Annotated in this window: 20 protein-coding genes; 5 read left to right on the forward strand and 15 right to left on the reverse strand. The window is 45.4% G+C overall.

Annotated features, from left to right (window positions below; all coding sequences use genetic code 11):
- Positions 1 to 214 precede the first annotated feature (214 nt).
- The 9 genes from K7I13_RS07395 to glgX form a co-directional block, all read right to left on the reverse strand.
- Entirely contained in the window at positions 215 to 1,102 is an 888-nt protein-coding gene (locus tag K7I13_RS07395; RefSeq protein WP_255949124.1) for a hypothetical protein, read from the reverse strand.
- Positions 1,103 to 1,366: 264 nt separating this feature from the next.
- Positions 1,367 to 2,530 carry an HNH endonuclease family protein gene (locus tag K7I13_RS07400; protein ID WP_255949125.1) on the reverse strand — a complete coding sequence of 388 codons (1,164 nt, stop codon included), beginning with the start codon at positions 2,528 to 2,530 and terminating at the stop codon, positions 1,367 to 1,369.
- Positions 2,515 to 3,063, reverse strand: coding sequence for a DUF262 domain-containing protein (locus K7I13_RS07405; RefSeq protein ID WP_255949126.1), 549 nt, complete (start codon positions 3,061 to 3,063; stop codon positions 2,515 to 2,517). Before K7I13_RS07405 ends, K7I13_RS07400 begins: the two co-directional genes overlap by 16 nt.
- Positions 3,064 to 3,127: 64 nt before the next feature.
- Positions 3,128 to 3,361 (reverse strand): C2H2-type zinc finger protein, encoded by a 234-nt coding sequence (locus K7I13_RS07410; protein WP_255949128.1) that lies wholly within the window; start codon positions 3,359 to 3,361, stop codon positions 3,128 to 3,130.
- 236 nt (positions 3,362 to 3,597) lie between these two features.
- Positions 3,598 to 4,752 (reverse strand): tyrosine-type recombinase/integrase, encoded by a 1,155-nt coding sequence (locus K7I13_RS07415; RefSeq protein ID WP_255949130.1) that lies wholly within the window; start codon positions 4,750 to 4,752, stop codon positions 3,598 to 3,600.
- Positions 4,753 to 5,034: 282 nt separating this feature from the next.
- Complete coding sequence (gdhA, locus tag K7I13_RS07420; protein ID WP_255949131.1) at positions 5,035 to 6,381, reverse strand: NADP-specific glutamate dehydrogenase; 1,347 nt, start codon at positions 6,379 to 6,381, stop codon at positions 5,035 to 5,037.
- 225 nt (positions 6,382 to 6,606) lie between these two features.
- The gene (locus K7I13_RS07425) at positions 6,607 to 7,125 is read right to left on the reverse strand and encodes a hypothetical protein (protein ID WP_255949132.1); all 519 of its coding nucleotides are present in this window, start codon (positions 7,123 to 7,125) and stop codon (positions 6,607 to 6,609) included.
- 126 nt (positions 7,126 to 7,251) lie between these two features.
- Entirely contained in the window at positions 7,252 to 9,705 is a 2,454-nt protein-coding gene (locus K7I13_RS07430; protein ID WP_255949133.1) for a glycogen/starch/alpha-glucan phosphorylase, read from the reverse strand.
- A 46-nt stretch (positions 9,706 to 9,751) separates the two neighbouring features.
- The gene (gene glgX, locus K7I13_RS07435) at positions 9,752 to 11,902 is read right to left on the reverse strand and encodes a glycogen debranching protein GlgX (protein ID WP_255949135.1); all 2,151 of its coding nucleotides are present in this window, start codon (positions 11,900 to 11,902) and stop codon (positions 9,752 to 9,754) included.
- A gap of 91 nt (positions 11,903 to 11,993) precedes the next feature.
- Between glgX and K7I13_RS07440 the strand changes: the two genes are divergently transcribed.
- The 4 genes from K7I13_RS07440 (at position 11,994) to K7I13_RS07455 (ending at position 19,168) form a co-directional block, all read left to right on the forward strand.
- A complete protein-coding gene (locus K7I13_RS07440) occupies positions 11,994 to 14,780 on the forward strand; it encodes a PD-(D/E)XK nuclease family protein (protein ID WP_255949136.1) in 2,787 nt (928 codons plus the stop codon).
- Positions 14,777 to 17,440 carry a UvrD-helicase domain-containing protein gene (locus K7I13_RS07445; protein WP_255949137.1) on the forward strand — a complete coding sequence of 888 codons (2,664 nt, stop codon included), beginning with the start codon at positions 14,777 to 14,779 and terminating at the stop codon, positions 17,438 to 17,440. The genes K7I13_RS07440 and K7I13_RS07445 overlap by 4 nt, the downstream gene beginning before the upstream one ends.
- A 284-nt stretch (positions 17,441 to 17,724) precedes the next feature.
- Positions 17,725 to 18,159: a PD-(D/E)XK nuclease family protein gene (locus K7I13_RS07450; protein ID WP_255949138.1), complete on the forward strand. Its 435-nt coding sequence runs from the start codon at positions 17,725 to 17,727 to the stop codon at positions 18,157 to 18,159.
- A gap of 100 nt (positions 18,160 to 18,259) precedes the next feature.
- Complete coding sequence (locus tag K7I13_RS07455; protein ID WP_255949139.1) at positions 18,260 to 19,168, forward strand: amidohydrolase family protein; 909 nt, start codon at positions 18,260 to 18,262, stop codon at positions 19,166 to 19,168.
- Positions 19,169 to 19,348: 180 nt separating this feature from the next.
- Here the strand turns inward: K7I13_RS07455 and K7I13_RS07460 are convergent, their stop codons facing one another.
- From K7I13_RS07460 to K7I13_RS07470, 3 genes are all read right to left on the reverse strand, one after another.
- A complete protein-coding gene (locus K7I13_RS07460) occupies positions 19,349 to 20,257 on the reverse strand; it encodes a hypothetical protein (protein ID WP_255949140.1) in 909 nt (302 codons plus the stop codon).
- Positions 20,254 to 20,610, reverse strand: coding sequence for a hypothetical protein (locus K7I13_RS07465; RefSeq protein ID WP_255949141.1), 357 nt, complete (start codon positions 20,608 to 20,610; stop codon positions 20,254 to 20,256). Before K7I13_RS07465 ends, K7I13_RS07460 begins: the two co-directional genes overlap by 4 nt.
- A gap of 87 nt (positions 20,611 to 20,697) precedes the next feature.
- Positions 20,698 to 21,303, reverse strand: coding sequence for a TetR/AcrR family transcriptional regulator (locus K7I13_RS07470; RefSeq protein ID WP_255949142.1), 606 nt, complete (start codon positions 21,301 to 21,303; stop codon positions 20,698 to 20,700).
- A 266-nt stretch (positions 21,304 to 21,569) separates the two neighbouring features.
- Here K7I13_RS07470 and K7I13_RS07475 point away from each other — a divergent pair, with 266 nt between their 5' ends.
- Positions 21,570 to 22,067: a hypothetical protein gene (locus tag K7I13_RS07475; RefSeq protein WP_255949144.1), complete on the forward strand. Its 498-nt coding sequence runs from the start codon at positions 21,570 to 21,572 to the stop codon at positions 22,065 to 22,067.
- 110 nt (positions 22,068 to 22,177) lie between these two features.
- On the opposite strand, the gene K7I13_RS07480 is transcribed toward K7I13_RS07475, so the two are convergent.
- From K7I13_RS07480 to K7I13_RS07490, 3 genes are all read right to left on the reverse strand, one after another.
- On the reverse strand, positions 22,178 to 22,747 hold the full coding sequence (locus K7I13_RS07480; protein ID WP_255949145.1) for a hypothetical protein: 570 nt from the start codon (positions 22,745 to 22,747) through the stop codon (positions 22,178 to 22,180).
- Between the two features lie 134 nt (positions 22,748 to 22,881).
- A complete protein-coding gene (locus K7I13_RS07485) occupies positions 22,882 to 23,346 on the reverse strand; it encodes a hypothetical protein (protein ID WP_255949146.1) in 465 nt (154 codons plus the stop codon).
- A gap of 121 nt (positions 23,347 to 23,467) precedes the next feature.
- On the reverse strand, positions 23,468 to 24,331 hold the full coding sequence (locus tag K7I13_RS07490) for a zinc ribbon domain-containing protein (RefSeq protein WP_255949147.1): 864 nt from the start codon (positions 24,329 to 24,331) through the stop codon (positions 23,468 to 23,470).
- Positions 24,332 to 24,460 lie beyond the last annotated feature (129 nt).

Below are 24,460 nucleotides of genomic sequence, written 5' to 3' on the forward strand. Positions count from 1 at the left end.
TTATTATCAATGTCAAGGAGAAATAATAATATTTCTCAGAAAAGTTAGGGCATTTCGCCTAACGTCCCGGGTGTATCCGACGTTGGACAGCAGCTAATAAGGACTTGCGTAGCAAGGCCGCTGCTGTCCAATGTGCCGAAGTGAGGCGTGGGAATGAACATGACCTAGCCGAACGCAGGCCAGCGCCGATAGGCGCGTCCGCGGATACACGCTGTTAGACGTAGTGGCCAGTTTTAGTACAAAAAGATATTTGCTCATTGGTAGTTCCAGTATTATCAAAATGAATCTGAAAAATATTATATATATTTTCAAGGAATGAATGATTATTAAACCATATTGGATAATTAATTATTCTCTCAAAAAATTCGTTAAATAAGATTCTCAAGGGTTCAGGAAAAGCATATTTTTTAACCAGCATATCCTTGTCATTAGTTTTTACCATTTCTAAGGCAATTATATATATTGATTTTAATAAATAATCATATAAAATTTCCTTTATTTTAAAAAATCCATTATCAAAAGAGATATGATTATTGATTATCTCATTCTGTAAAGAATTTATACGATTAATATATCCACTAATATTTTTCACGTCTTTTTCAAATTGCTTGATGATATGATTATAATGCAATTCTAAGCTTTTGATAGGTTTTTCAAAACCATTAATTATAGTATTCCATGAAATATGATTTGCCAAAAACTCATCATATAACCAATTTGTATCATTGGTAAGAAATCCTATATGATCAAATGTTTTTTGTCCTGGTCTATTATTTAAAATATGGATTCGTTCATGTAAAAAATAAACCGATCTGATTATATTATCGAAATCACTAGTAAATATGCCGCTTGATATTACGAGAATAATTTCTTCGTCTAATTTTATACCTCTTGCGACTGCTTCAACATTTAAGTTATCTCTTTGAGAATTATATTCTTTATTCGATAAGTTACTTATAGTTTCATCAAAATTAATTGGGACAATTATTTTAGTTACTGCTGGAATATATTCTAAATTCTGCCCAAAGACAGTAATAAGTTCTTTTTCAATTTGTTTTTTCTGCTCAAAATTTCCAATTTGTATATCAATTTTCGATTCCATAATTCCTCTTTTTATTTTTGAAAAATGTCTGGCCATTACGTCTAACGTCCCGGGTGTATCCGACGTTGGACAGCAGCTAATAAGGACTTGCGCAGCAAGGCCGCTGCTGTCCAATGTGCCGGAGTGAGGCGTGGGAAAGAGCGTCAGCGATTGACCTAGCCGAACGCAGGCCAGCGAACGTAGTGAGCGTCCGCGGATACACGCTGTTAAACGCAGTACCCGAACTTTTTACGTCAGCCGCCCGCATGGACGCGGGCGGACATATTATAGATTATTTAATATATAACCTACAATTTTTGTATGCCTATCATTAATTTTATCTTTATCCCAAATTTCTTTGCCTTTTACGATTTCTTGTACTTCTCTTTGTTGAAACAAATGCGTATAAGAAGCCAATTTTTCAGAAAAAGGTTTATTACCTATAGAGCAATTTTGGGATTTTGATATTAATAAATAATTTCCTAAACAATCTATATATTCATTAACAAATTCTTCATCATAATTTGCATAGCCTGCTTTTACAGGTTGTCCATTAGTTGGCGTTTTTGGTGCTATATGCTCCAATTCTGGTGAAACAATTGCATCATAGCGGATAGGTTCGTAACCTTCATGTCCTTTTCCTGCAAGAAAATTTTCATATTTCCATAGGATATATTTAGCTGTTGAGGGTTCAATCCAACCATTAATTGCTTCTTTAAGATGCTTATCATTCCAATATGACCACCACCAATTTTTTACATTCCTCATCCATTCTATCCTTTTAATTATTGGTTCAATGCTTAGATTTTTTTCAGTAAATTTCTGGTAAACATCATTTAGGCGGGAAACTATATTTGCCCTTGTTCCAATAATTCTATGTCGCAAAACAAGGATTTCTGCAATTGAGCAAAATTTACAAATATCAGTCTTAGGTATTGAAAATATATACATTTTAATTATAAAAGGCATTACTTCTGCAAGCCGACCCAAAACTATAAGAGAATGTATTTCAAAATATTTTTTCTCATCTTCACCAAAAAAGAACATAAGTGCATTAAAACTATCTTCAAGTGATTGTGAAAAATCTCTTATAAATTGAATAGTTTTTTTTCCATTTAATTCTTCATTGATTTTCTCAATTGAATTTGTTTCCCAAAGAGAATTATAATAAACACGAAGTGTATATAATAAAACACTATCCTCATCTATACGATGTTCGATTGAAGCAATAGATTTATATATTTTTTCAAAACGATTTTTTACTTCCAATATAAGTTGTTCTGTATCACTCCCACCGTGAAGATGTATAATATACATAAACTGGGCTTTAATTATTTCAAGATTTGTTGGTTTTTTACCACGATTATTTTGAAAAATGAACATTTGTATTGCTTCTGATTCATGTTTTACTAGATGCGTGGTGCAAGTGGCTTTTATAACCGTTTGCAATATTTTATTGAGATAATCATTTTCCTTTTTAATAGTTTTTTTGTAAAGTAGTCAAATGCGTCTGCAATTCTTTTTGAAGAATCAGTATCTAGTTTTGCTTTGCTTCTTGAGGATTGGTTAATGACATAATCTTTAAAAAACTGATCGTCATAATCTACCGTTGAAAAAGCGTAATTTACACCACGGTGTATCATATTTTCAAAAAAGCCCTCTTCATCGTCAGTTAATTTACGATTTGACTTTATTTTAGAAAAAAGAGCAGAGAGAAATATTACAATAGTTGTAAGGCGTTGTTGCCCATCAATTACATCAAATATACCATCGTCTTTCTCAGCAAAAAGAAAATGCCCAAAATAGTATGGGGTAGAAATACCACTATTAATATGATTTTCTAAATCTTCAAGAAAAACATCTGTGTGGGTTTTTCCATTAAAATTAGCAGAAGGCGTATCCCAAGAATAAGCCCTTTGATAATTTGGAACACGTATTTTGTTACCGTAAAATATTCCTTTTACTGTAGTTGAAGCATCCATATAAATTCCTCCAAAAAATATTTACCCTGCCATAATAATACAAAATAGCAGGGTAAATTTAAAATTATAAAGCTGGTGAATGCTTCTTATGTGGACTTTTTGAGCAAGAATTGGCGGTTAAGCTGCTTATAGAAGAAAACTTTTGACCACAATACTTACAAGTATATTGCGATTTTTCACTTCCTTCATAAAGTTCATGCTTTTTACCTTCTGGATTTCTAGAACAAGAATTCGCAGTAAGACTGCTAACATTAGAGAAGTTTTGTCCACACCATTTGCAATAAAATTTTTCAGCCATAATAACCTCCTATGGCAAATTATAATTTTTGCGCCGCCAAGGAGGGCGGCGCGGCAATCCCTTCCATGATATTTTTTCGGGTATTGCGTTTAACGTCCCTTACCCGAATTTCGCTTATTACCCTTCTCTTCAAGTATACAGCGAATTCATAAAAACACATTGCCGGCGGCATATTACGCATGAAAATTCACATATACTAATACATGCTGCATATTACCAGTAATACCATAATATTTCTATTCGGAATCCAGAGGACTTTTTATTTTTAAAGAGCTTTTTTTCGCGACATGAGTATATCGCTGGGTTGTTTTAATTGACATATGCCCAAGCAATTCCTGTATGTATCTTACATCTGTGCCGGATTCAAGGAGATGGGTCGCAAAAGAATGTCTCAGGGCATGTATTGAAGCCTGTTTTTGTATATTGCTTTTTCGCAGCGCATTTTCAAAAATTTTTTGCGCGGAACGGATTGATAAATGTCCGGCCGGGTTTTGCCCCGGAAAAAGCCATCTGCCGGGGCCATATATCCTGCAATAATCCCGCATAAACCGCGCGGCGCGTTCCGACAATATGGTATACCTGTCTTTCCTTCCCTTTCCTGATCGGACAAATACCGTCATGCGGTCCGTATCAATATCATCAGGCCGGAGAGAGACAATTTCGCTGACCCTCAAGCCTGAAGAATATGCCAGCATCAGGAGCAGACGGTGTTTCGGATTGTTCTCGCATTCAAGAAGCTTTCTGATTTCTGCGATACTGAAAACAGCCGGGAGCTGTTTATCCTTTTTAGGCCGCTGCCGGTCAGCAAGGATATCCCTGTTATGAATCTGTTGAAAAAAGAACCGGAAAGCGCTTATCGCGAGATTCATTGATGAAGCCGAAAGGTTGCGCGTTTTGCTTCGCATAGCCAGATATTGCCGGATATCCTCCCGGTTAATGTTTTCAGGATTTTTCCCGAGGGTTCTGCACAGCGCTTTATTCTGCGCAATATATGACTTTATGGTACCCTGACTGTATTTTCTGGCGTAAAGTTCATCTGAAAGCCTTTTTTCATCTGCTTCGCTGAAAAATGTATCCCGCGTCTTTGCCTTTTCGAGACATTGAGTATCTGAACCCCATGCCTTTAAATATGTTCCGGAAGGATAAATACAATGCCCATTGCGGAAAAACCGTATTGCACCGGCCCGGTCCATCTTTGCATAAAAAGCCCTTTCCGCCAGTATTTTTTTCAGGACTGATTCCGTTTCATCATTTTTCCGGATAATCAGCGACTTTTTGCCGGGATCCCATATCCCGTGCAGGGCTTCCTGAAGCAGCCGGAAAAAGGCCGGATCAGCCCCATAAAAGGGTATTTGAATATGACTCAGGGTATAAAGCAGATACATGACCATCCATCTACATCCTCCTGTATTATTTGTATACCGGAAATGAGTAAATGGCCTGTTAATTTTAAATCGAGAACCAATTTCGATAACTTACCGGGCAGCCGGAACATGCTCCGGTAGCTGGACTTTTTATCACAAAATCCAGCTTTCATTCTACATCAGAAATCCTGACTTTACCACTTTTTTTATGAAATCCGGAAAAATAAGCGGAAACAAATAAAAAAAGCCGCCCCAGGAAGGGCCGGCCTCTTCAATTATCCAGAAACTGGAATAATAATCAGTAAAAAATCAGATAACTCCCTGCGCTATCATTGCATTGGCTACTTTAAGGAAGCCTGCTATATTAGCGCCGGCAACATAATTGCCTTCCATACCAAACTGTTTTGCAGCGTTATAGGCATTGTCATGAATTGCCTTCATAATTCCCTGAAGTTTTTCATCAACTTCTTTCCGTGACCAGGAAAGCCTCATCGAATTCTGGGTCATTTCCAGCCCTGAGGTAGCCACACCGCCGGCGTTTGAAGCTTTTCCGGGTGAATACAGCACGCTGTTTTTCAGGAAAACTTCTATGGCTTCCGGGGTCGAAGGCATATTTGCTCCTTCTCCCACAAGGCGGCAGCCGTTATTTACCAGCACTTTTGCTTCTTCTCCGCTTATTTCATTCTGGGTCGCGCAGGGGAACGCGCAGTCGGCCTTGACAGACCAGGGGCGCTGGCCCGCGGTATACGCTGCCTTGGGATATTTTGACACATACTCGCTGATGCGCCCCCGCTTAACATTTTTGAGTTCCATAATGTAAGCCAGTTTTTCAGCGTCTATTCCATCAGCGTCATATATAAAGCCGCCCGAGTCTGAACAGGTGACAACCTTTGCTCCGAGCTCATTCAGTTTTTCAATGGCATACTGGGCGACATTGCCTGATCCTGAAACGGTACAGATTTTTCCCTTGAAGTCCTCACCCCGGACCGCAAGCATGTTCGCTGCAAAATAGATAAGCCCGTAGCCGGTCGCTTCCGGCCGGATCAGGGAGCCTCCGTAATTCAGGCCCTTTCCGGTAAGAACACCGGTAAAGGTATTTGTAATCCGCTTGTATTGTCCGAACATATAGCCGATTTCACGGCCGCCGACTCCGATATCGCCCGCGGGAACATCAGTATCCGGACCGATATGCCGGTATAACTCGGTCATGAAACTCTGGCAAAAACGCATTACCTCGCCATCGGATTTTCCGTGGGGATCAAAATCACTGCCTCCCTTTCCTCCGCCGAGCGGAAGCGTAGTTAGACTGTTTTTAAACACCTGTTCGAAACCGAGAAACTTCAGAATGGAAAGATTTACCGAAGGATGGAAACGGAGTCCGCCCTTATAGGGTCCGATCGCGCTGTTGAATTCCACCCGGTATCCCCGGTTTACAGCGATCTTCCCCGAATCATCCACCCAGGGAACGCGGAACATAATGATGCGCTCCGGCTCCACCATCCTCTCGAGAATGGAATATTTTTTTATTTCAGGCATCTGGGTTATAACCGGATCAAGCGTGTCCAGAACTTCCGCGACAGCCTGTAAATACTCCGCCTCATGCGCGTTCCGTGCTTTTACCTGGGACAAAACATCCTGAATATACGTATCAGCCATACACTTACTCCTCGTTGAGCAATCACTAAATTACGCCTTTGTAACTTACGTATCATTTTTTTGATACCTACAGCTCTCTGTTTTCAGGCAGATTTTACTTATTTTCAGGATTTTTGTATATACTTGTACTTTAGCAAAATTTAAAAACTGCACCGGGCATAAAAAAACAGGCGGGTCCGGCATAATGCGGCGGCCGCCTGTTTTTCCTGCTATCTTCCGGACTGGTTACATTTCTTCTTCCGAAAATTCAAACAGCTCTGCCAGTTCATCATACCGCGAAAAAATCAGCGAAAGGTCTTCCGAGTTGAGCATTTTTTTCATTGTCTGTATCTGGGTATTCGTGTCATCCAGATAAAGCTGATAGTCAGGGGGGAACTGATCATAATATGCGTACTGTTCGGTCAGCAGCATATCAAGCGTTAAAGCTGTAAAGCCGACTGATATCGCAAATGTCTTTTCAAATCCGTTATCACCCAGGCCCTGTTTTTTTAACGCGTTCTGTGTTTCCTTTGAAATATTCTGCGTGGCTACAATGCTTGAAATATCCCGTGAAGGATTTGACATGGCCTGCTCAAGTACCAGCGCAAAAGTACGCTCATTATCGCGTATTATTTCATCGATTGCATCATAATTCTGGATAAAGGAATCCAGGATTTTCTTTGTCAGTATCTTCTTGGGCGCGGACTGGGCAAACAGCAGTACACAGAAAACAGATAAAAATAAAGCTCCGGCTATTCTCTTCATTGGTATAGTCCTTTGATGTAAGTTTCTGATATTAAAGAATTAACTAATTCTTTAATATCAGAAACATGTACAATCGGAAATAGTCAAATAATTTAAATTATTTGACTATATAATAACTCCGTCAGCTTATGGTTCTACGACTATCTTTTTAAGATGCCATATACCGCTGACATAATCCTCAATAGTACGGTCTGAACTGAATTTTCCCGAGGCGGCAACATTGAGGAAGGCCATTTTTGCCCATGCCCGTTTATCGGAATATGCTTTTGCCAGTTTTTCCTGTGCTTCAACATAGGAATCAAAATCGGCAAGAATATAATAAACGTCAGGGCGCTGTCCTTCCACACCGAAGACCAGCGAATCATACAACTCCCGGAAAAGGCTGAGCGCCCCGGAATTATAGGTGCCGTCAACCAGCTGGTTCAGCACGGCAGCCAGCTTCGGGTTCTTTTCAAGATATTCCTGGGGGTTGTATGAATGGGCGGCGTCGATTTTCTGGATTTCGTCCGCGGTCAGACCGAAAATAAAGGCGTTTTCGGCGCCGACTTCCTCGACAATTTCAACGTTGGCCCCGTCCATCGTACCGATGGTCACCGCGCCGTTCATCATGAATTTCATGTTTCCGGTTCCGGAAGCTTCTTTTCCCGCCGTTGAGATCTGCTCCGAAACATCGGATGCGGGGAAGAGCTTTTCGGCAAGCGATACCCTGTAATTTTCAGCAAAGACTATCTTGATTCTGTCTTTTACCCTATGGTCATTATTAACCCGGTCCGCGACTGTATTGATTAATTTAATAATGCTCTTTGCGCGGCGGTAGCCCGAAGCCGCTTTGGCTCCGAAAATAAAAGTACGGGGAACCGGATCATAGGAAGGGTCTTCCAGAATCCGGTTATACATATACATAATATGCAGAATATTCATCAGCTGCCTTTTATACTCATGCAGGCGCTTGATCTGTACGTCAAAAATTGAATCGGGATCAATAATAACGTTCTGTGTTTCTTTGAGATATGCCGCAAGCGCAACCTTGTTCTGGTGCTTTATCTCCATGAATTCATCAAGGACCTTCGGATCATCGGCAAACTTTTCAAGCTTCCTCAGCTGGACCAGGTCTTTTTCCCAGCCGGGCCCTATCTTGTTTGTAATGAATTCCGCAAGCTTCGGATTCGCGCAGAGGAGCCAGCGGCGCTGGGTTACACCGTTTGTCTTGTTATTGAATTTTTCGGGATATATTTCAACCCAGTCAACCAGTTCAACGGTTTTAAGGATCTCGGTATGAAGGGCGGCAACGCCATTGACGGAAAAGCAGGCTACGATGGCAAGCCAGGCCATCCGGATCATGCCGTCGCCAATAATAGACATACGGTTCTGTTTTTCCCAGTTGCCGGGGAATTTTTCACGCAGCTCGGTCATGAACCGGCGGTTTATTTCCTCAACAATCTGGTAAATGCGGGGCAGAAGTCCCTCAAAAATATCAATCGGCCATTTCTCAAGCGCTTCGGCGAGAATGGTATGATTAGTATAAGCAAAAGTCCGGGTTACAACGTCCCAGGCCTCTTCCCAACCCATGTCGTTTTCGTCCATGAGCAGACGCATCATTTCAGGAATGGCGACAACGGGATGGGTATCATTCAGCTGGATAACATTGTAATCGGGGAATTTGCTGAAATCAGTCCCGTGGTCCCGTTTGAATTTCGCGACAAGGTCCTGCAGACTTGCGGAAGTAAAGAAATACTGCTGTTTCAGGCGGAGGGTCTTTCCTGAAGGGCCTGAATCATTCGGATATAATACGCGGGAAATATTCTCCGCATTGTTCTGGCGTTCAACCGCCCTCATATACTGCATATCATTAAAGAGCTGCAGGTCGAAACCGTTTTCTGAAATGGCTTCCCACAGGCGGAGGCGGTTAACGCTGGGCGTATCAAATCCGACAACCGGAACATCATAGGGAACCGCTGTTATTTCTTCTGCCCCAATTACCTTATATCTCAGATTGCCGTCTTCCCCCGTTTCGGCGACTGCTGTTCCTCCGAACAGGACTTTAACAGCCAGGTCGGAACGTTTGATTTCCCACGGGTCGCGGTGCTTCAGCCAGTTATCCGGATATTCCACCTGGTAGCCGTTCTCGATATGCTGTTCGAACATGCCATACTGATAGCGGATGCCATAGCCATGCCCCGGATAATCAAGAGTAGCAAGCGAATCAAGAAAACAGGCCGCAAGGCGTCCGAGTCCTCCGTTTCCGAGTCCCGCATCCGGCTCTTCGTCTTCAATGGAAGTATAGTCAAAATTCAGTTCTTTCAGAACTTCAGTTACACCTTCCTTGATGCCGAAATTTACCAGATTATTGCTCATTGCCCGGCCCATCAGGAATTCCGCGGACATATAATACATCTGCTTTACCTGATTTTTTCCGTACATTTTTCTGGTTGCCATCCAGTTGGTCTGGACATGATCCATTACAACAGTGGAAACAGCATCATAAATATCATGTTTATTGGCTTCTTCGAGATCTTTCCCGTAATGCCGTTTAAGACGGGCGCGGATTGCCTCTTTAAATTCTTCCTTATTGAGTTTCATAATAAAGATCACTCCTTAGCTTAAACTTCAGTTGTTATTGATAATATTAAACTATTCTCGATATGAGGACAACACTGCATCTCGCAAGAATAACATATTTTTCCTGATTCGGGAGCATTTCTTCCCTCCCCGGTTCGAGAATGTCTTCGGGGGACATGCGGGAAGTATCAATTGCCCGGAACCACTTTTTCCCCGGCGGAGAGGGCGGAATTGTTACCGTAATGTCCCGTACGGACGCATTATAAATTACATAAAAATCATTGTCGTCAGAGTCGGCAAAGGTGCTGGCCCGGTTTCCCATCAGCCGGAAGGCTATAAACTGATCCTGTTTGAGCCAGTCTGCGGGCTGTCCGTTTGTCCCGAACCAGCTTATATCAGGAGCGGCGTTTGTTCCCGTGTTTCTTCCGGTTAAAAAATCAGTACGCAAAAACACAGGATGGTTCCGTCTGAACCGGATAACTTCCCTTACAAAGCGGAAAACATCGGCATATTTTTCACAGAAATCCCAGTTCATCCAGGAAATTTCGTTGTCCTGACAGTAGGCGTTATTATTCCCTCCCTGGGTACGTCTTATTTCATCACCCATTTGGAGCATCGGCGTTCCCAGAGAAATAAGCAGTGAAAGCATGAGGTTTTTTACCTGCCGGTTACGGATATCCTCGATTTCAGGATTTACTGATGGGCCTTCAAACCCGTAATTATAACTGCAGTTACGGTCCTGTCCGTCTCTGTTTTCTTCACCATTTTCCTCATTGTGCTTTCCGTTATAGGTTACCAGGTCATTCAGGGTAAAACCGTCATGACTGGACAGGAAATTGATCGAATGGAAGGGTTTTCGCCCGTCTCTCAGATACAGATCGGCGGAACCTGTTATTCTGGTGGCAAAATTATGCAGCGCTCCGCTGTCACCGCGCCAGAACATCCTCACCTCGTCCCGGAACCGGTCATTCCATTCAGCCCACCGGCCTCCCGGAAACCAGCCGACCTGGTAAGCCCCGCCCGCGTCCCAGGCTTCGGCAATGATTTTGGTTTGCCTGAGCACCGGATCTTCCGCTATGCGTTCCAGCATGGGAGGATTATCCAGAAGTTCTCCCCTGGGACCTCTTCCGAGTATCGAACCCAGATCAAATCGGAAACCGTCAATGTGCATTTCGGTTACCCAATATCTGAGGCAGTCCAGAATAAGCGTTCTTACAACAGGATGATTGCAGTTTACGGTATTGCCGCAGCCTGAATAATTGCGGTAATAACGCTTGTTGTCTTCAAGCATGTAATAGATGGGGTTATCAAATCCGCGGAAGCTCATGGTAACGCCGCGTTCATTTCCCTCGGCAGTATGATTGAAAACAATATCAAGAATTACCTCAATTCCCGCCTTATGAAGCTCGCGGACCATTTCCTTGAATTCATGAACAGGCCCCGGGCCTTCCTGATTGAAAGCATAGGTGGCCTTTGGGGCAAAAAATGCGATAGTGCTGTATCCCCAGTAATTTTCAAGCCGTTCTCCCGTGCGGGGATTTTTCCGGGTATTCTCATACTCGTCAAATTCATTGATAGGGAGCAGTTCGAGGCTGGTTATCCCGAGTTCTTTCAGGTAGGGAATGGCTTCAATAACACCCCGGTACGTACCGCCGTAAGGCAGCCCTGAGCTTTTATCAACAGTAAGGCCCTTAACATGAGCCTCATATACAACACAGTGCTGTAAAGGATAATTCAGCGGACGGTCTCCCTGCCAGTCGAACTCATCATCGTCAATAACAATACACTTCGGGAAATCCAGAGCAGTATGGGAACTGGAATAGGCCAGATCAGGGTCAATATGGGGCGGGCGCTGGTAAGGCTTGTCCATATTTTTAAATATGGAACAGGGAGTCAGGGCCTTCGCGTACGGGTCCAGCAGAAATTTATGCTGATTAAACCGCAGCCCCTCGTTGGGCCTGAACGGACCGTCAACACGATATAAATACAGTGCGTTTTTTTCCAGGCCGGAAACAAAAACATGCCAGATATCGCCGGTTTTATTTAAATCAGGATCAAACTGATACGTATAACTTGATTCCCCATCTTCCGGATTTTCAAAAAGTTCGAGAATTACATCAGTACCATTCCGCGTGAAAACACTGAAATTGACGCCTCCGGTTACTACTGTTGCTCCAAGGGGGAGGGGTTTTCCTGGCAAAAAAGTCAGATTTTTCATGATATCATGAAAGTATAGTGTGTGAATCGAATTTATGCTAGAATCAATACAGCTTTTTACACAAGCATTTTTCGAAAAAGGCAAAAATACCGTGAATTTTAACCTGATTGAAGCGGAAATAAGAAAAAACGGCGGCGATCCCCTTACCTCATTTGTGTTCCCCTCCAGTATTGCGGCCGCCCTCTGGATGGAAAAAGCGCTGGACATCACAGGAACGGCAACGCTTCCGGCGGACCGGTTTATTGCCTGGGACCGTTTTAAGGAAGAGGCTGTCCAGGCGACCCTCCCGGGAAGGCGGCCGGTATCTTCAGTTATAAGAAAATTATATGCCCGGGACCTTGCCGCCCGGAATACATCCGCTAAACAGCCTTTTTTCGCTGTCCTTGTTCCGCCGGCTTACGCCGGGGAAAGCAGTATATTCGCCGGATGGATCGCCGGACTTCTGCCGCAATTGGGCCTTTGGGAACACAAAATACTTCACAAACAGCATGTCCGGAATCCGGAAGATAATGACCTTGTTTTTCTGAAAAAAGATTATTCCTCCTTTCTTGAAGAACACAGACTGTTCGAACCTTCATGGCAGCGCCCTCCGCTCAGGGACACAGGGCGGAAATACTGCATCTTTTTTCCCGAAGCAATGGAAGATTTCAGCGAATATAAGGACCTTCTTGCCGGATCAAAAAACATACGCCTGATTCATGTTCCCGGAAAATCCGAAGAAAACATACCCGGACTTACTGTTTATGAAACAAGCAGGGATGAAATTACCGCGGCTGCCCTTGAAATAGAATCATTGCTTGCGGAAGGATGCCTCGCCGAAGATATAGCGGTCAGCGTGCCGGACGCGGAAACCCTTTCTCCGTATATTCTGAGGGAATTTTCCCTTCGAGGAATTCCTGTACAGTTCCGTCTGGGGTCCCCGTTGGGAAAACACCCCGCCGGCAGAATGTTTTCCCTCATACGGAACTGTATTTCCGGCAATTTTTCCTTCAAAGCGATGAAGTCACTGCTGCTGGACCGGCTCATCCCCTGGAAGGAACAGGACATCGCGGATGAACTTATTCGCTTCGGGATATATAACCACTGTGTTTCTTCCTGGAAGGAAAACGGAAAATTCACAGACGTATGGGAAGAAGCTTTCCGGACTCCGGTCCGGGACAACGGCAACATCTATCAGCTGCAGACGTGGTACCGTAAATTCCGCAGGACCCTGGAATCCCTGGCAGGATCAGGAACTTTTTCACAGCTCAGAAGCCGCTATTTCAGCTTCAGGGAACAGTTCCTCGACCGCAGTCTGCTTCAGCCGGAGGATGACGCCGTAATTGCCCGCTGTATTGAAGAGCTGAATGCGCTCATTGCCTGTGAAGAAAGCATCCGGGGTATTACACCGGAACAGCCCTACGCTTTTTTTATAAAAATACTGGGAGAAACCCTCTATGTCCCCCAGCAGAATAAAACAGGCGTAAATATTTTTCCCTATCGGGTTGCGGCAGGAACGCCTTATCCGCACCATTTTATACTGAATATGAACCAGAGCAGCGCTACTGTTTTATACCGGCAGCTGCCTTTTCTGCGCCAGGACAAGAGGTCGGAATACAATATCAAAGAAACCAATGCCTCTGAAGACTTTGTTTATTTATATAACAGCAGCCCTCTGCATGAAGACAGCCAGAATAAGGCGGGGACAGGAAAGGGCGCCCGGTTTTCAGCTTCATACCGGACATTCTCCGGCTACGCGACGCCGCTGGCGTCCTTTAACCGCCAAGCCCCGCTTCCCCTTCAGACGGCCGATCCTTTCAGGACCGAAAGAGACTGGTACAGCGGAGCGGCGGATATTCCTGACAGACTGTATCCCATACAAAAAGAAGGATTTTTCAAATTTCTTTCAAGGGAAAAAAAGCGGGATTTTTCAATGCTGAAAACCCCCTTTGCGGGGACAATCCCCGGATTTACGGATTTTCTCCGTGAAAAACAGATGAACGGACAGGATATCAGAGTCAGCCAGTCCGATCTTGTTGTTTTCGCGGTATGCAATACACGCTGGCTTCTGTCCAGGATATTCCGGATAGAAACGGACGAAACCGAAGCCGGACTGATGAACGAGCGGAATCTGGGCCTGCTGTATCACGATGTACTCAAAAAACTGTATGACCGGATCCGGAAAGAAAACTCTGTATTCCTGTCATCAGAAATACCGGCATATATTTTCTGGACACAGGAACTGGCGAAAAACGCCACAGCGGCGCACGCTGAATTCAGAGGGCCGCTCGCGGCGCCTCTCATTTCAGCCCTGGTAAAACGCATAACAGACGGAATTACCGGGATGCTGGAATGCGACGCCGAATATCTTGACAATTACATTCCGGATTTTCTTGAAGAGGACATCGCTTTTTCCAAAAATGGTATCAGATACTACGGAAAAATCGACCGTATTTCCCGCCACCCGGCGGACAATACGCTGGTACTGATCGATTATAAAAGCGGCAGGACCCCCATGCCGAAAGATTACGTTCCGGGCGAAGACGGACTTATTTCAGACTTCCAGATACCCATGTATGTTTTTCTCGCGGAAGAATCGCCTGAAAGTCCTTTCCACGGACAGAAAATCGAACAGGCCTGGTTCGCTTCGATTTCCGGCAGAGAATACCGTCCGATAATTAATGACAGCAGTCTTTTCAGCCATAACAGAAAACAGGGTGCCGTTTCCCGGGAAGAATTCGAACCCGCCTTGCAGTCTTTTCACCGTGAAACAGAACGGTTTATAGAGGCCTTCAAAATAAACAATTTTACACGCCCGAAGGATCTGGACTGGTCGGTCTGCCAGGCCTGCGATTTCAGAAAAATATGCAGATTTACCTATTCGGCGGGGAAAAGATGAAAACATATCAGGAACTTATCCTTGAACTGGATGAAAACCAGAGGCAGGCCGCCTGTATTTCAGCAAACGCGGTAATAGCGGCCGGGGCCGGTTCGGGTAAAACGAGGGTTCTTGCGGCCCGGTATGTACACCTTATAATCGAAAAAAAATACCGGATAGATGAAATCGTGGCCCTCACATTTACGCAAAAGGCCGCGGTGGAAATGTATTCGCGGATATATACGACGCTGTGCAACATTGACGCGGATGAGGCCCGCGAGGCCGTCAGAAATTTCCATCTGGCGAGGATAGCGACCATAGATTCCTTCTGCAACACCATTGCCCGGCAGGCCTGCCGGGCCTACGGAATTGCCCCGGACTTTGAAATAGACAATGACCGGGCGCAGGCGCTGGCGGAACAGCTTGCGCTCCCCTACTTTCTTGAACACCGTTCCTCTCCGGCGCTGCAGCAGCTTCTTAAAAGCTATCCCCTCAGTGAACTGCCCGGAAAACTGTTCGCGGACACCATGATACAATACGCGCCGCTCTCATCACCCATAGATTTTGACCGTTTTATATTCCTCCAGAAACAGGAAATAAAAAAGCAGTTTGACATTACCGCCGGTAAAATGGCGGAGATTATTTCAGGCCTGCGGCAGATAACAGGCGGCAGGGGAAAGTTCCGCGACGCGCTCACATCGGTTTTATCCGCCGACTTTATAATGCCCGATATTTCCGACCCCGGGAGTATCCGAGAAGCCATTGCTTTCGGAAAAAAACTCAAAGCCCTTTCCCTTCCCGGCAGGGTTTCCGATCCCGATTTGCTCGCAATGAAAGAACTGACAGCGGAATTCAAAACAGAAGTCTTTCCTCTTTTTCTGTCGGTCTGCAACTATGTTCTGAATGAAACTGTTATAGAGGAAACAGCCTCGCTGCTTGCCGGGTTCCAGGATTTGTTTAACCGGAAAAAAAGGGAAGCCGGCATACTCACTTTTACCGATGTTTCCCGCCTCGCTGTTGACGCGCTGAAAACCGACATATCTCTCCGGAATTCCCTGAAAAAAACCATCCGGGCCATTATGATTGACGAATTCCAGGATGATAATGATTTGCAGCGGGACCTCCTGTTTTTACTTGCGGAAAAAGCTGAAGACGGACATCCCTCTGTTCCGGAAGCGGACGGACTCTGTCCGGACAAGCTTTTTTTTGTGGGTGATGAAAAGCAGTCTATATACCGTTTCAGAGGGGCCGATGTTTCCGTCTTCAGAAAACTTGCCCTGGACCTCGGCGGCAGCAACACGCCGGTCCTCGAATCAAACTACCGGACTGAAAAAAAACTCATTTCTATCTTTAACAGTCTCTTTCCCCATATTTTTCTTAATCAGGCACTGTACGAAGAAAGCTCGTTTCCCCTGTATGAGGCAACCTTTTCCTCAATAAAATCCTTCCGCCACACTGAAGATATAACTCCGGGGCTGGAACTGCTGCTCATTAATAAAGCTTCTGCGGAAGCCGGAGAAAACAGCAGGACGCCTGAAGAAACGGAAGCCGCGGTTATCGCGGACAGAATCCGCTATCTGGTGGATTCAGGATTTGAAATACGCGGAGAAGACGGCAGCCGGGCCTGCCGCTGGAACGATATTGCGATACTGTTTAAATCGGGAAGCCGTCAGTATCTGTACGAACGCTTCCTTCGTGAAAATGGCATCCCATATCAGACCGAAACACTCCGGGGACTGTTTAATGACGCTCCGGTTAATGATATTTACGCCCTGCTCCGCCTCGCGGTCCAGCCCTCCGATATAAACGCCTATGCCACCCTGCTCAGGTCTCCGCTTGTCGGAACAAGCGATATATGTTTCACACTCGCCCTGATTCATGCAGCCGGAACCCCGGACAACGATGCCTCCGTGATTATTCCCTTTCCCGCAGAAATAGAAGAACAATTACCCGAAGATGATAAGCTTCTTTTCCGCAACGGGAGAGAATTATACCGGAGCATACGGGGGCTGGCCGACCGGATTCCGGCTGCCGAACTGATAAGCCGTATCTGGTACAGCGAAGGTTACCGCTACACCCTGCTCTGTGACGCGGACTCTCACCGGTTTGCCGAGCTGTATGATTACTTTTTTGAACTCGCCAGGCAGGCTGATGCGGAGAACAAAACCCTTTCGGAATTTCTCGATGCCATAGCAAAACTGATGAGCGGCGAAGAAAAAATAGAAGGCCTTGATATTCCGGTGGAACGGAACGGCGGAGTGCATCTGATGACAGTCCACAAGAGCAAGGGTCTTGAATTCCCGGTTGTTTTCCTCGCGGACGCGGGAAATCCGGGACGACGAACATCAAACAGGGAACCGGTATATTTTTCACCGGAAACAGGCATATCAGTAAATACCGGAGGCGCTGAAGACGCCGAGGACGCCGATACAAATTATTTTTACGAAATAACAAAAGAAGAAGAAATCAGAAAAACGGAAGCCGAACTGCGCAGGCTCCTGTATGTGGCAATGACCAGGGCCGAAACCCTTCTTTTTATAAGCGGTGTTACCGAGCTCCCGGCGGAAAATCCCGCGATTCCCCGCGGCCCGCTTGAAATCAGGGAACTGCTGTCGGAAAAACTTGACAAAAAAAATCAGCGGCAAAAAGAAGCTTTTTTGATCTGCTGTTTCCCGCCCTGATCGCTGACGAAATCCCCGGACTCACCCTTACCGAAATATTTCCGCAAAAACGGAAAACGAAGACGGTCCGGGCCCTGCAGGGCTCGGAAACCAGTGAAGAACGGAAAAAACTGTATACCGGTATTTCCAGAACAGGTTTTACCTCTTCCCCGCGCAGCCGCTACGCCGCAACTGACCTCCATACGCTTTTCGCGCCGGAAGCGGATACGGGAACGGCCGGGGACATACTTCCGGCAGGAAAACCTCCCTTTGCGGGGAAATGGGACGATGTTCTTGACCCGCTTTTGAAACAGACCGGTATTTTACCGGCGGATTTCGGAACATATACACACCGGGTAATTGAATCCCGTTTTACCGGAATACCGGTATTTCTTCCGGAGGAAATCAGGGGCATTGCGGAGGAAATGGCGGCGGCCTTTCTCGCTTCCGATATTGGCGGGAAAGCCCAAAAAGCGGTATGGCGGCTGAATGAATACGGAATAATCACCCGCTATCCGCACAGGGACCGGATGCTCACCATAACGGGACAGATTGACCTGATATTTGAATATGAAAACCGTATTTATATTGTCGATTACAAAACCGACCGGACTGAACAGCCTGAACTGCACGCGGAACAGATGGCCGTATACCGGAAAGCTGCCGGAGACTTGTACAATAAGCCGGTTGAAACCTGGCTTTACTACCTCCGCAGCGGCCGGACTGTAAAATTAGGGTAAAACAACTCAAGATTTCGCTTTTTTTTACCGATAACTGAAAAGATTTCTTATAAGTTTCTTGGAAAAATACTTTTGTTGTGATAAAATAAAAGGAATACGAATGAAGGATTTACAATACTATACATCACGTCCGAAAGCGGATAAACACAACCATCTCAACCTCGGAATGCATTATAATACATATAAGCAGTGGTCCGGTATTACCATCCCCAATTTTCCAAGAAAGCTGAACGGGCTCGATGATATGCATGATATCATAGCCAAATACACCCGCCCGCGCTCGAAAACCAGTGAAGACGTTATCAAACTTATCGATATGTCCATAACGGACGCCATTGCCGACAACATAGTCATCCTTGAAGGATCCATAGACATAGGTTTTATGATTCATTTTGAGGAAAACCTCGACAAATTCATTGAAATGGCCCAGTCTTTTGTCACAACCTATGCAGGGAAAATAGAATTCCGCCCCGAACTGGGCATGGGAAAAACCTTTAATAAGGAAAAGATCGACGAATGGGCGCCTGAACTGATGAAAAGCGGGGTCTTCAAAAGTATAGACCTTTACGGCCCGGAAGTTGAAGACGGCATAGAAGGGTTCAAATACCTGTATACACTGGCTGAAAAACTGGGCATCAAGAAAAAAGCCCATGTAGGGGAATTCTCCGACGCAAAATCAGTCAGGGACTTTGTCGAGTTTTTCGACCTCGAAGAAGTGCAGCACGGCATAGGCGCTGCCCAGGACGAAAAAATCATGCAGTTCCTTGCCGACCGCAAGGTCCAGTGCAATGTCTGTCCCCAGAGCAATGTGGTACTCGGAGCTGTTTCCAGCCTGAAAGAACATCCCATAAAAAAAATGATGGACGCGGGCATTCCCGTAACCGTGGCGACCGATGATCTTCTCTTTTTCGATCATACGGTAGGCCAGCAGATATGCAATCTTGTTACTGAAGGTGTTATCTCTGAGGATGACGCGGAAAAACTTCTCGGCGATTCAATCAAAAACTGAAACGCTTCCCTGCCGGTGACAGAAATTCTTACACAATACTATGTGTAAAAACGTCTCTTCTTTTCCGGAAAATGTGTCTTTCACTTTATGGTATTTCAAACCGGTTCTGTCGCTTCCGCTGATTTTGAAAATATACCGGCAGGAATTTCAAAGCCGGAATAGTATCCTCCGGCGCATGGATTAAAACCTCAGGCCCGCGACCGCCCCTACCCATATATTAACACCGACATGGCTGTTGCCGCCGCTCCAGATCGAATAAGGAGTAAACCTGAATTCATATTCGCCGTCGGAATTCTTATCATCCGATACCGCCACATTCAGGACAGGTCCCGCGAAAACTTTGAGTTTCGAAGACAGAAAGCTTTTTTCAACAGTTATTCTCAGCTGATGCAGCATTGAAATGGAACTGTCAAGAAACGAGTACGTGCGGACTTCCACCTGGGTACTCCAGGTATCGGCGATACCGATATGGGTCCCGAATCCGGCCCCATAGGTAAAATCAAACGACAGGTCGAGAAAAATCGCCCCGACAATGAAAACGCTATAAAACCGGTTTGTTCCAAGTCTGAAACTCAGTTCCGTATTGACTGTTTCCGACCCGGCTATTTCGAATTCCCTCTTGCCGCCGTTTTTTACAATATTGATAAGACCAATTGCCACCCCTTCATTGTTTTCCGCGATATTAATAAGGCCCAGCTGAAGGCCGGATACATTCTTCGCAATATTCAGCACAGTGCCAATCTGGACGGATGTATTTCCGACTATATTCAGGATACCGCCGAGCTGGAAACCGGCATTTTCCGCATAATTCAGAATTACGCCGGCCTGGAAAGGGAGAGTTCCCCCATGGGCAAAATTTACAAGACCGGCAAGCTGGGCGCCGCGCGTCTGGTTTCTGCTTATATTCACAAGGCCGGCAAGCTGAACGGTTTTTTCAGTGGCCCCTGAATAATTCAAAATACCGCTGAACTGGACAGGAGCTGTTCCTGCAATACTCAGCAGGCCGCTGAGCTGGAAGCCGGCGTTTTCCGCGTAATTCAGGATTGCCGCGTTTTGAAAAGGCAGCGTCCCTTCGAGAGCAAGGTTCACCAGACCGGCAAGCTGGACGCCCCCGCCTGCCTGCGGTTGATATTTGCAATACCCGCGATCTGGAAGGCGCGTTCACTGCTGCCGGAATAGTTAAAAAGACCTCCGAACTGGAATCCCCTGGTAAAACCGAAATTAATATTATACATCCCGCCTAACTCAAACCCGGTATTGCCCCTGCTGTATCCACCGAGAAGATTGAGAGAAAAAACATTCGCGATTGACTGGGACTGGATTCCGTTTGTGCCCAGAGGTGTTATAAGGCTGAACTGAAAAGGCCGTATTTTTTCTCCGTCCTGGGCACTGACCGAAATACAGAGTACAGCTAAAAAAAGAAGTTTCATTTTGGTTTTCATATAATATCTCCTGAATATTCCGGAACATTACCGCACGTATACTAATGCCTGAATCAGACATTTATCCATTTTCAAAAAACAGCAGGCCTACAGACTTTCCTTTTCTATGTGCCGATGATAGGCGCCGTGGGTCAATTTGTAGGCGCGGGCAAAATCCTTTTCCAGATCTTTTTTCCGTACCCCGAAATAGCTGCACCAGTTGTCTTCATAGCAGACAAAAAGGACCGTCGGGACAATACTGGTAAAAAATTCCGTTACCCAATGGGCCTGGTTTTCCCTGCCCGTTCCCGGCTCGGGGGTCCCGGACAGTTCATTATCATAGTCGATTAACGGTTTCATCACTTTGAAAAACAGCGTATTATTGCCGGTGTTTTTCAGCGACTCCGCAAGTATGATCCGGATACATTCCTTTTCCGTTTTCAGAAAGGATATATACCGTGATATTTTTTCGATGCCCCGGTCCGAAGCGTCACGCAAAATCCGGTCATATTCGTCAAAAAATATTGAGGTGATTGTATCGAGAAGTTCCTCTTTGCTTTTAAAATGATAATAAATCAGTGATTTCGGAACGCCGGCCCCGGATGCGATTTCTTCCATGCCTGTCGCATCATAACCCTTTTCGGAAAACAGTTTCTTTGCGGACTGCAGAATGAGTTTCTTCTTTGCCGGGTTCTTTTGCCTGGTATTCGCCATATAATCTGCTTTCTTATTATTTATACCGAACGGTCAGTATAAGTATACCGTGCCTTTTGCGTTTTGTCAATCAGTTTCCTGAAAACCTCCGGTTTATTGTTTCCTTCTGCTGTTTTTTTTACCGCGCAGCAACCAATCGTCCGGATTATTATGGTATAATTGATAAAGAGGCTGCGGAAAACCGGAGGTTAGTACGTGTTCCGGTGTGTACAGTCTCTGCAATTTCTCCCGGCGGCAGTCCGGTAATTACTGCATAAGCAATCATTATGAAGAAAATATTTTTATTAGTACTTATTCTTTTCGGACCCGGTGTTTTTGCGGAAAATAATATACTTCTTTTGGGCATAAACGGTTATGGCGTGACCGCGGTCTATGAACGGGCTGTTTCGGAAAAAATTTCCATTGCTTCTGAAATAGATGCGTCCATGTTTTACGGATTCATGACATCGGTATTGTTCGGAACAGTCCGCGGCGGGTTTTATCCGTTCGCGGGTTCCTTTTATATGGATATGGGTATCGGATACGGATATTCAGCGGGAATTTCTTTGTGGACACATGGAGTCTTATTATCGCCCGGAGCCGGATGGAAAATAGATATAGGTAAAAAAGGCGGATTTATTCTGGATATAGGCCTGTGTTCTGATTGGATATTCAGGCTTACCAATGATTCCGAAAACCAGACAGCCGGAGCGGAGCCGGTGTATCATCCGAAAATATGGTCACCGGTATTAGGCATAAAGGTATTGCTTGGTTTTACATTCTGAATCTTTGGCTGTGTAAATCTTTTTATCAAACCTTATAATACTCCCGGTTTTTCCAGAATCAGACAGATACGGAAAGTCCGGGAATATTTCAGGCCTTTTTATTGTGAGTGTTATTTTGTCGCCGTAATGGTTATATCGCCCTCAATATAATCAACCGTAATCTGGACACTCCCGCCGGACAGCTGGTAGCCGACATACTGTCCGTCAGACATAGTCATATTGGTCATAAGTTCGGCTCCGCTCATTTTTTCGATCTGGGAAACAAGATCATCAAAAGCGGGTTTACCGCCGTTAATAAGACCTACAATATAATTACCCATATACAGCGCGGCCCCGGTAACCGATGTGCCGGAAGGCTGGCGCAGTCCGGAGAGGCCGTATCTTGCCCACTCGGTATCCGAAGGCCAGGGAACAGTCTGGGAAGCGCCCGAATAATTCCGTTCAGGGGCCGTACTTGTTCCTCCGGTATTCGTGCTTACAGAAGAAGCAGTTGAGTTTGTCCCGGAAGCTGAAGTTGTCTTGCTCCCTCCGAAAAGTCCGGAAATGCCTTCCATTACACCGTCGCGCACTCCGTCACGGACACCATCAGCGGCTTTATCCTGTACGGTAGTACATCCGGCACATACCAGAACAAAACAGATTGAAAAGAATACAGGCAAAACTGTATGTTTCCTGAACATAAAAAACCTCCGCGTTTAACGTCCGCCGACACTCTAAAACACCTGTTACCAGTGTTTTTATATACTATGCTGTTCAAGAGCCGGACTGCTTCAGTTAAAAAAGAGCGGCTTCCGGAGCCTGGAGCTGCGCAGAATTAATGAATTACCGTATCCTCTCCGCTGGCCCAGTTGAGGCTGGGATTTCCGTTATTAAACGGGACATTGTTTATGTACCATTTCCCTGACGCGGAATTGTCAATGTCCGGATTACGGTAAGAGTAAATCACAAGTATACTCACCGTGGAAACTCCCTCAGTAAGGGTTGAGGTATAAACCGCTGCCGCAGAAGCGCCTGTTCCCAGATTGTCCGCGTCAGCGTCACCGGCTGAGAATACCCCGATAGCATCCGAAGAACTCTGGGAAGTATCGGCGTCTACGATTACTCCCGTAAAAACCAGTCCGTTGATTACAAACACCGAATCCGGAACATTGCTGAAATTGACAGTTCCAGAGCTAACTCCAAAAAGATCTTCAGCCAGTGCGTTCAGATCGCAGCCGGTAAAATTCAGCGCAACCACTGAAACTAAAGCCAGCATTAAAAAAACTTTTCCCTTATACATAAAAACTCCTTTGCATAAAATTTCAGTAATACGTGGAAATGATAATCTGCAAACTTTTGCAGGATTCATATTTACTATAGCGCGGCACAATCCTTATTTCCATTTTTTCCGGATTTTTTCTTTATTTGAATAATCCGAACAGTCCGCCGCCCTGTTTCCGTTCCGGTTTTTTATAATAGAAGCCGCCTCTTGGTTCGCCGGTGCCGAAGCTCACCCCCATCCGACCGGGGCCGGAACCGAAAGGTTCGCAGCTTTCAAAGTAATAACAGGTCCCTTCTATCATTTTGTAGAGCATATCTTCAGAAGGAAACTCGCCGGCCGGAGTAAATCCGTTTTCCCTGAGAAGCCTGCGGTAACTTTGCAAAGCGCTGGTATCCACTCCATTGATACTCAGGAAGTAAGCCGGCGTCCCGCTGTCATTTATGCCGCTGTCCTCAATAGAAATTCCGTAGCCACCGAAACTCCATTTCGGATACTGGGAAAGAAGACTGTCCCAGCCCGCGAGGACTGCTTCATCTTTGGCTTTAGCGGAAGCTTCTTCCGCAATAACCGCGGGCAGTTTGTTTCCGCAGCCGGAACAGAATTTTGTCCCGATATCATTCTGTATGCCGCAGGAAGAGCAGACGGCACCCTGCGCCGCAGTATGTACGGGAAGTTCCGCGCCGCAGGAGGGACAGAACTGTTTATCCGCGCCCGCCGGCTCCCCGCAGGAAGAACAGATTTTCATATTTTTTGCGGCCTCATTGGCGAAACCCCGCATCTTTCCCGCAAGGCCCGCAAGAAAGATGTTTTGATCCGTACCCGAAGGCTGTTCCCTTTGCGGAGGCTTTCCGGCGGACATACTGACGGCTTCCGCAGCCTGATTAATAAGTGTCCCGGCGGCCTGTTCCGCCGTCGGCTGAACGGCATTCTTTACACTCCGCTCAACAGTTTCCCCGATTGCCTTGTTCAAGCCCCGCTGCACAGCTTTCTTTAAAAAATCCATTCCGCTCCCTCCTGATGTTAATCAGTCCTGTAATTACACGGATTCCTGAAGCCGGAAAATTTTCGTCATCCTTATTTTAATCACAGCAATTTTCCGTTTTTCCTGTTTATTTTACATATCAGTATTGCA

It is taken from the genome of Brucepastera parasyntrophica (genome assembly GCF_022376835.1).
Classification (GTDB): domain Bacteria; phylum Spirochaetota; class Spirochaetia; order Treponematales; family Treponemataceae; genus Brucepastera; species Brucepastera parasyntrophica.

What these genes read in the sequence shown, in the direction of transcription:
- K7I13_RS07395 (WP_255949124.1), bottom strand. Translation starts at nt 1,102, where the DNA reads ATGGAATCGAAAATTGATATACAAATTGGAAATTTTGAGCAGAAAAAA.
- K7I13_RS07405 (WP_255949126.1), bottom strand. Translation starts at nt 3,063, where the DNA reads ATGGATGCTTCAACTACAGTAAAAGGAATATTTTACGGTAACAAAATA.
- K7I13_RS07410 (WP_255949128.1), bottom strand. Translation starts at nt 3,361, where the DNA reads ATGGCTGAAAAATTTTATTGCAAATGGTGTGGACAAAACTTCTCTAAT.
- K7I13_RS07415 (WP_255949130.1), bottom strand. Translation starts at nt 4,752, where the DNA reads ATGGTCATGTATCTGCTTTATACCCTGAGTCATATTCAAATACCCTTT.
- gdhA (WP_255949131.1), bottom strand. Translation starts at nt 6,381, where the DNA reads ATGGCTGATACGTATATTCAGGATGTTTTGTCCCAGGTAAAAGCACGG.
- K7I13_RS07425 (WP_255949132.1), bottom strand. Translation starts at nt 7,125, where the DNA reads ATGAAGAGAATAGCCGGAGCTTTATTTTTATCTGTTTTCTGTGTACTG.
- K7I13_RS07430 (WP_255949133.1), bottom strand. Translation starts at nt 9,705, where the DNA reads ATGAAACTCAATAAGGAAGAATTTAAAGAGGCAATCCGCGCCCGTCTT.
- glgX (WP_255949135.1), bottom strand. Translation starts at nt 11,902, where the DNA reads ATGAAAAATCTGACTTTTTTGCCAGGAAAACCCCTCCCCCTTGGAGCA.
- K7I13_RS07445 (WP_255949137.1), top strand. Translation starts at nt 14,777, where the DNA reads ATGAAAACATATCAGGAACTTATCCTTGAACTGGATGAAAACCAGAGG.
- K7I13_RS07455 (WP_255949139.1), top strand. Translation starts at nt 18,260, where the DNA reads ATGAAGGATTTACAATACTATACATCACGTCCGAAAGCGGATAAACAC.
- K7I13_RS07465 (WP_255949141.1), bottom strand. Translation starts at nt 20,610, where the DNA reads ATGAAAACCAAAATGAAACTTCTTTTTTTAGCTGTACTCTGTATTTCG.
- K7I13_RS07470 (WP_255949142.1), bottom strand. Translation starts at nt 21,303, where the DNA reads ATGGCGAATACCAGGCAAAAGAACCCGGCAAAGAAGAAACTCATTCTG.
- K7I13_RS07475 (WP_255949144.1), top strand. Translation starts at nt 21,570, where the DNA reads ATGAAGAAAATATTTTTATTAGTACTTATTCTTTTCGGACCCGGTGTT.
- K7I13_RS07480 (WP_255949145.1), bottom strand. Translation starts at nt 22,747, where the DNA reads ATGTTCAGGAAACATACAGTTTTGCCTGTATTCTTTTCAATCTGTTTT.
- K7I13_RS07485 (WP_255949146.1), bottom strand. Translation starts at nt 23,346, where the DNA reads ATGTATAAGGGAAAAGTTTTTTTAATGCTGGCTTTAGTTTCAGTGGTT.
- K7I13_RS07490 (WP_255949147.1), bottom strand. Translation starts at nt 24,331, where the DNA reads ATGGATTTTTTAAAGAAAGCTGTGCAGCGGGGCTTGAACAAGGCAATC.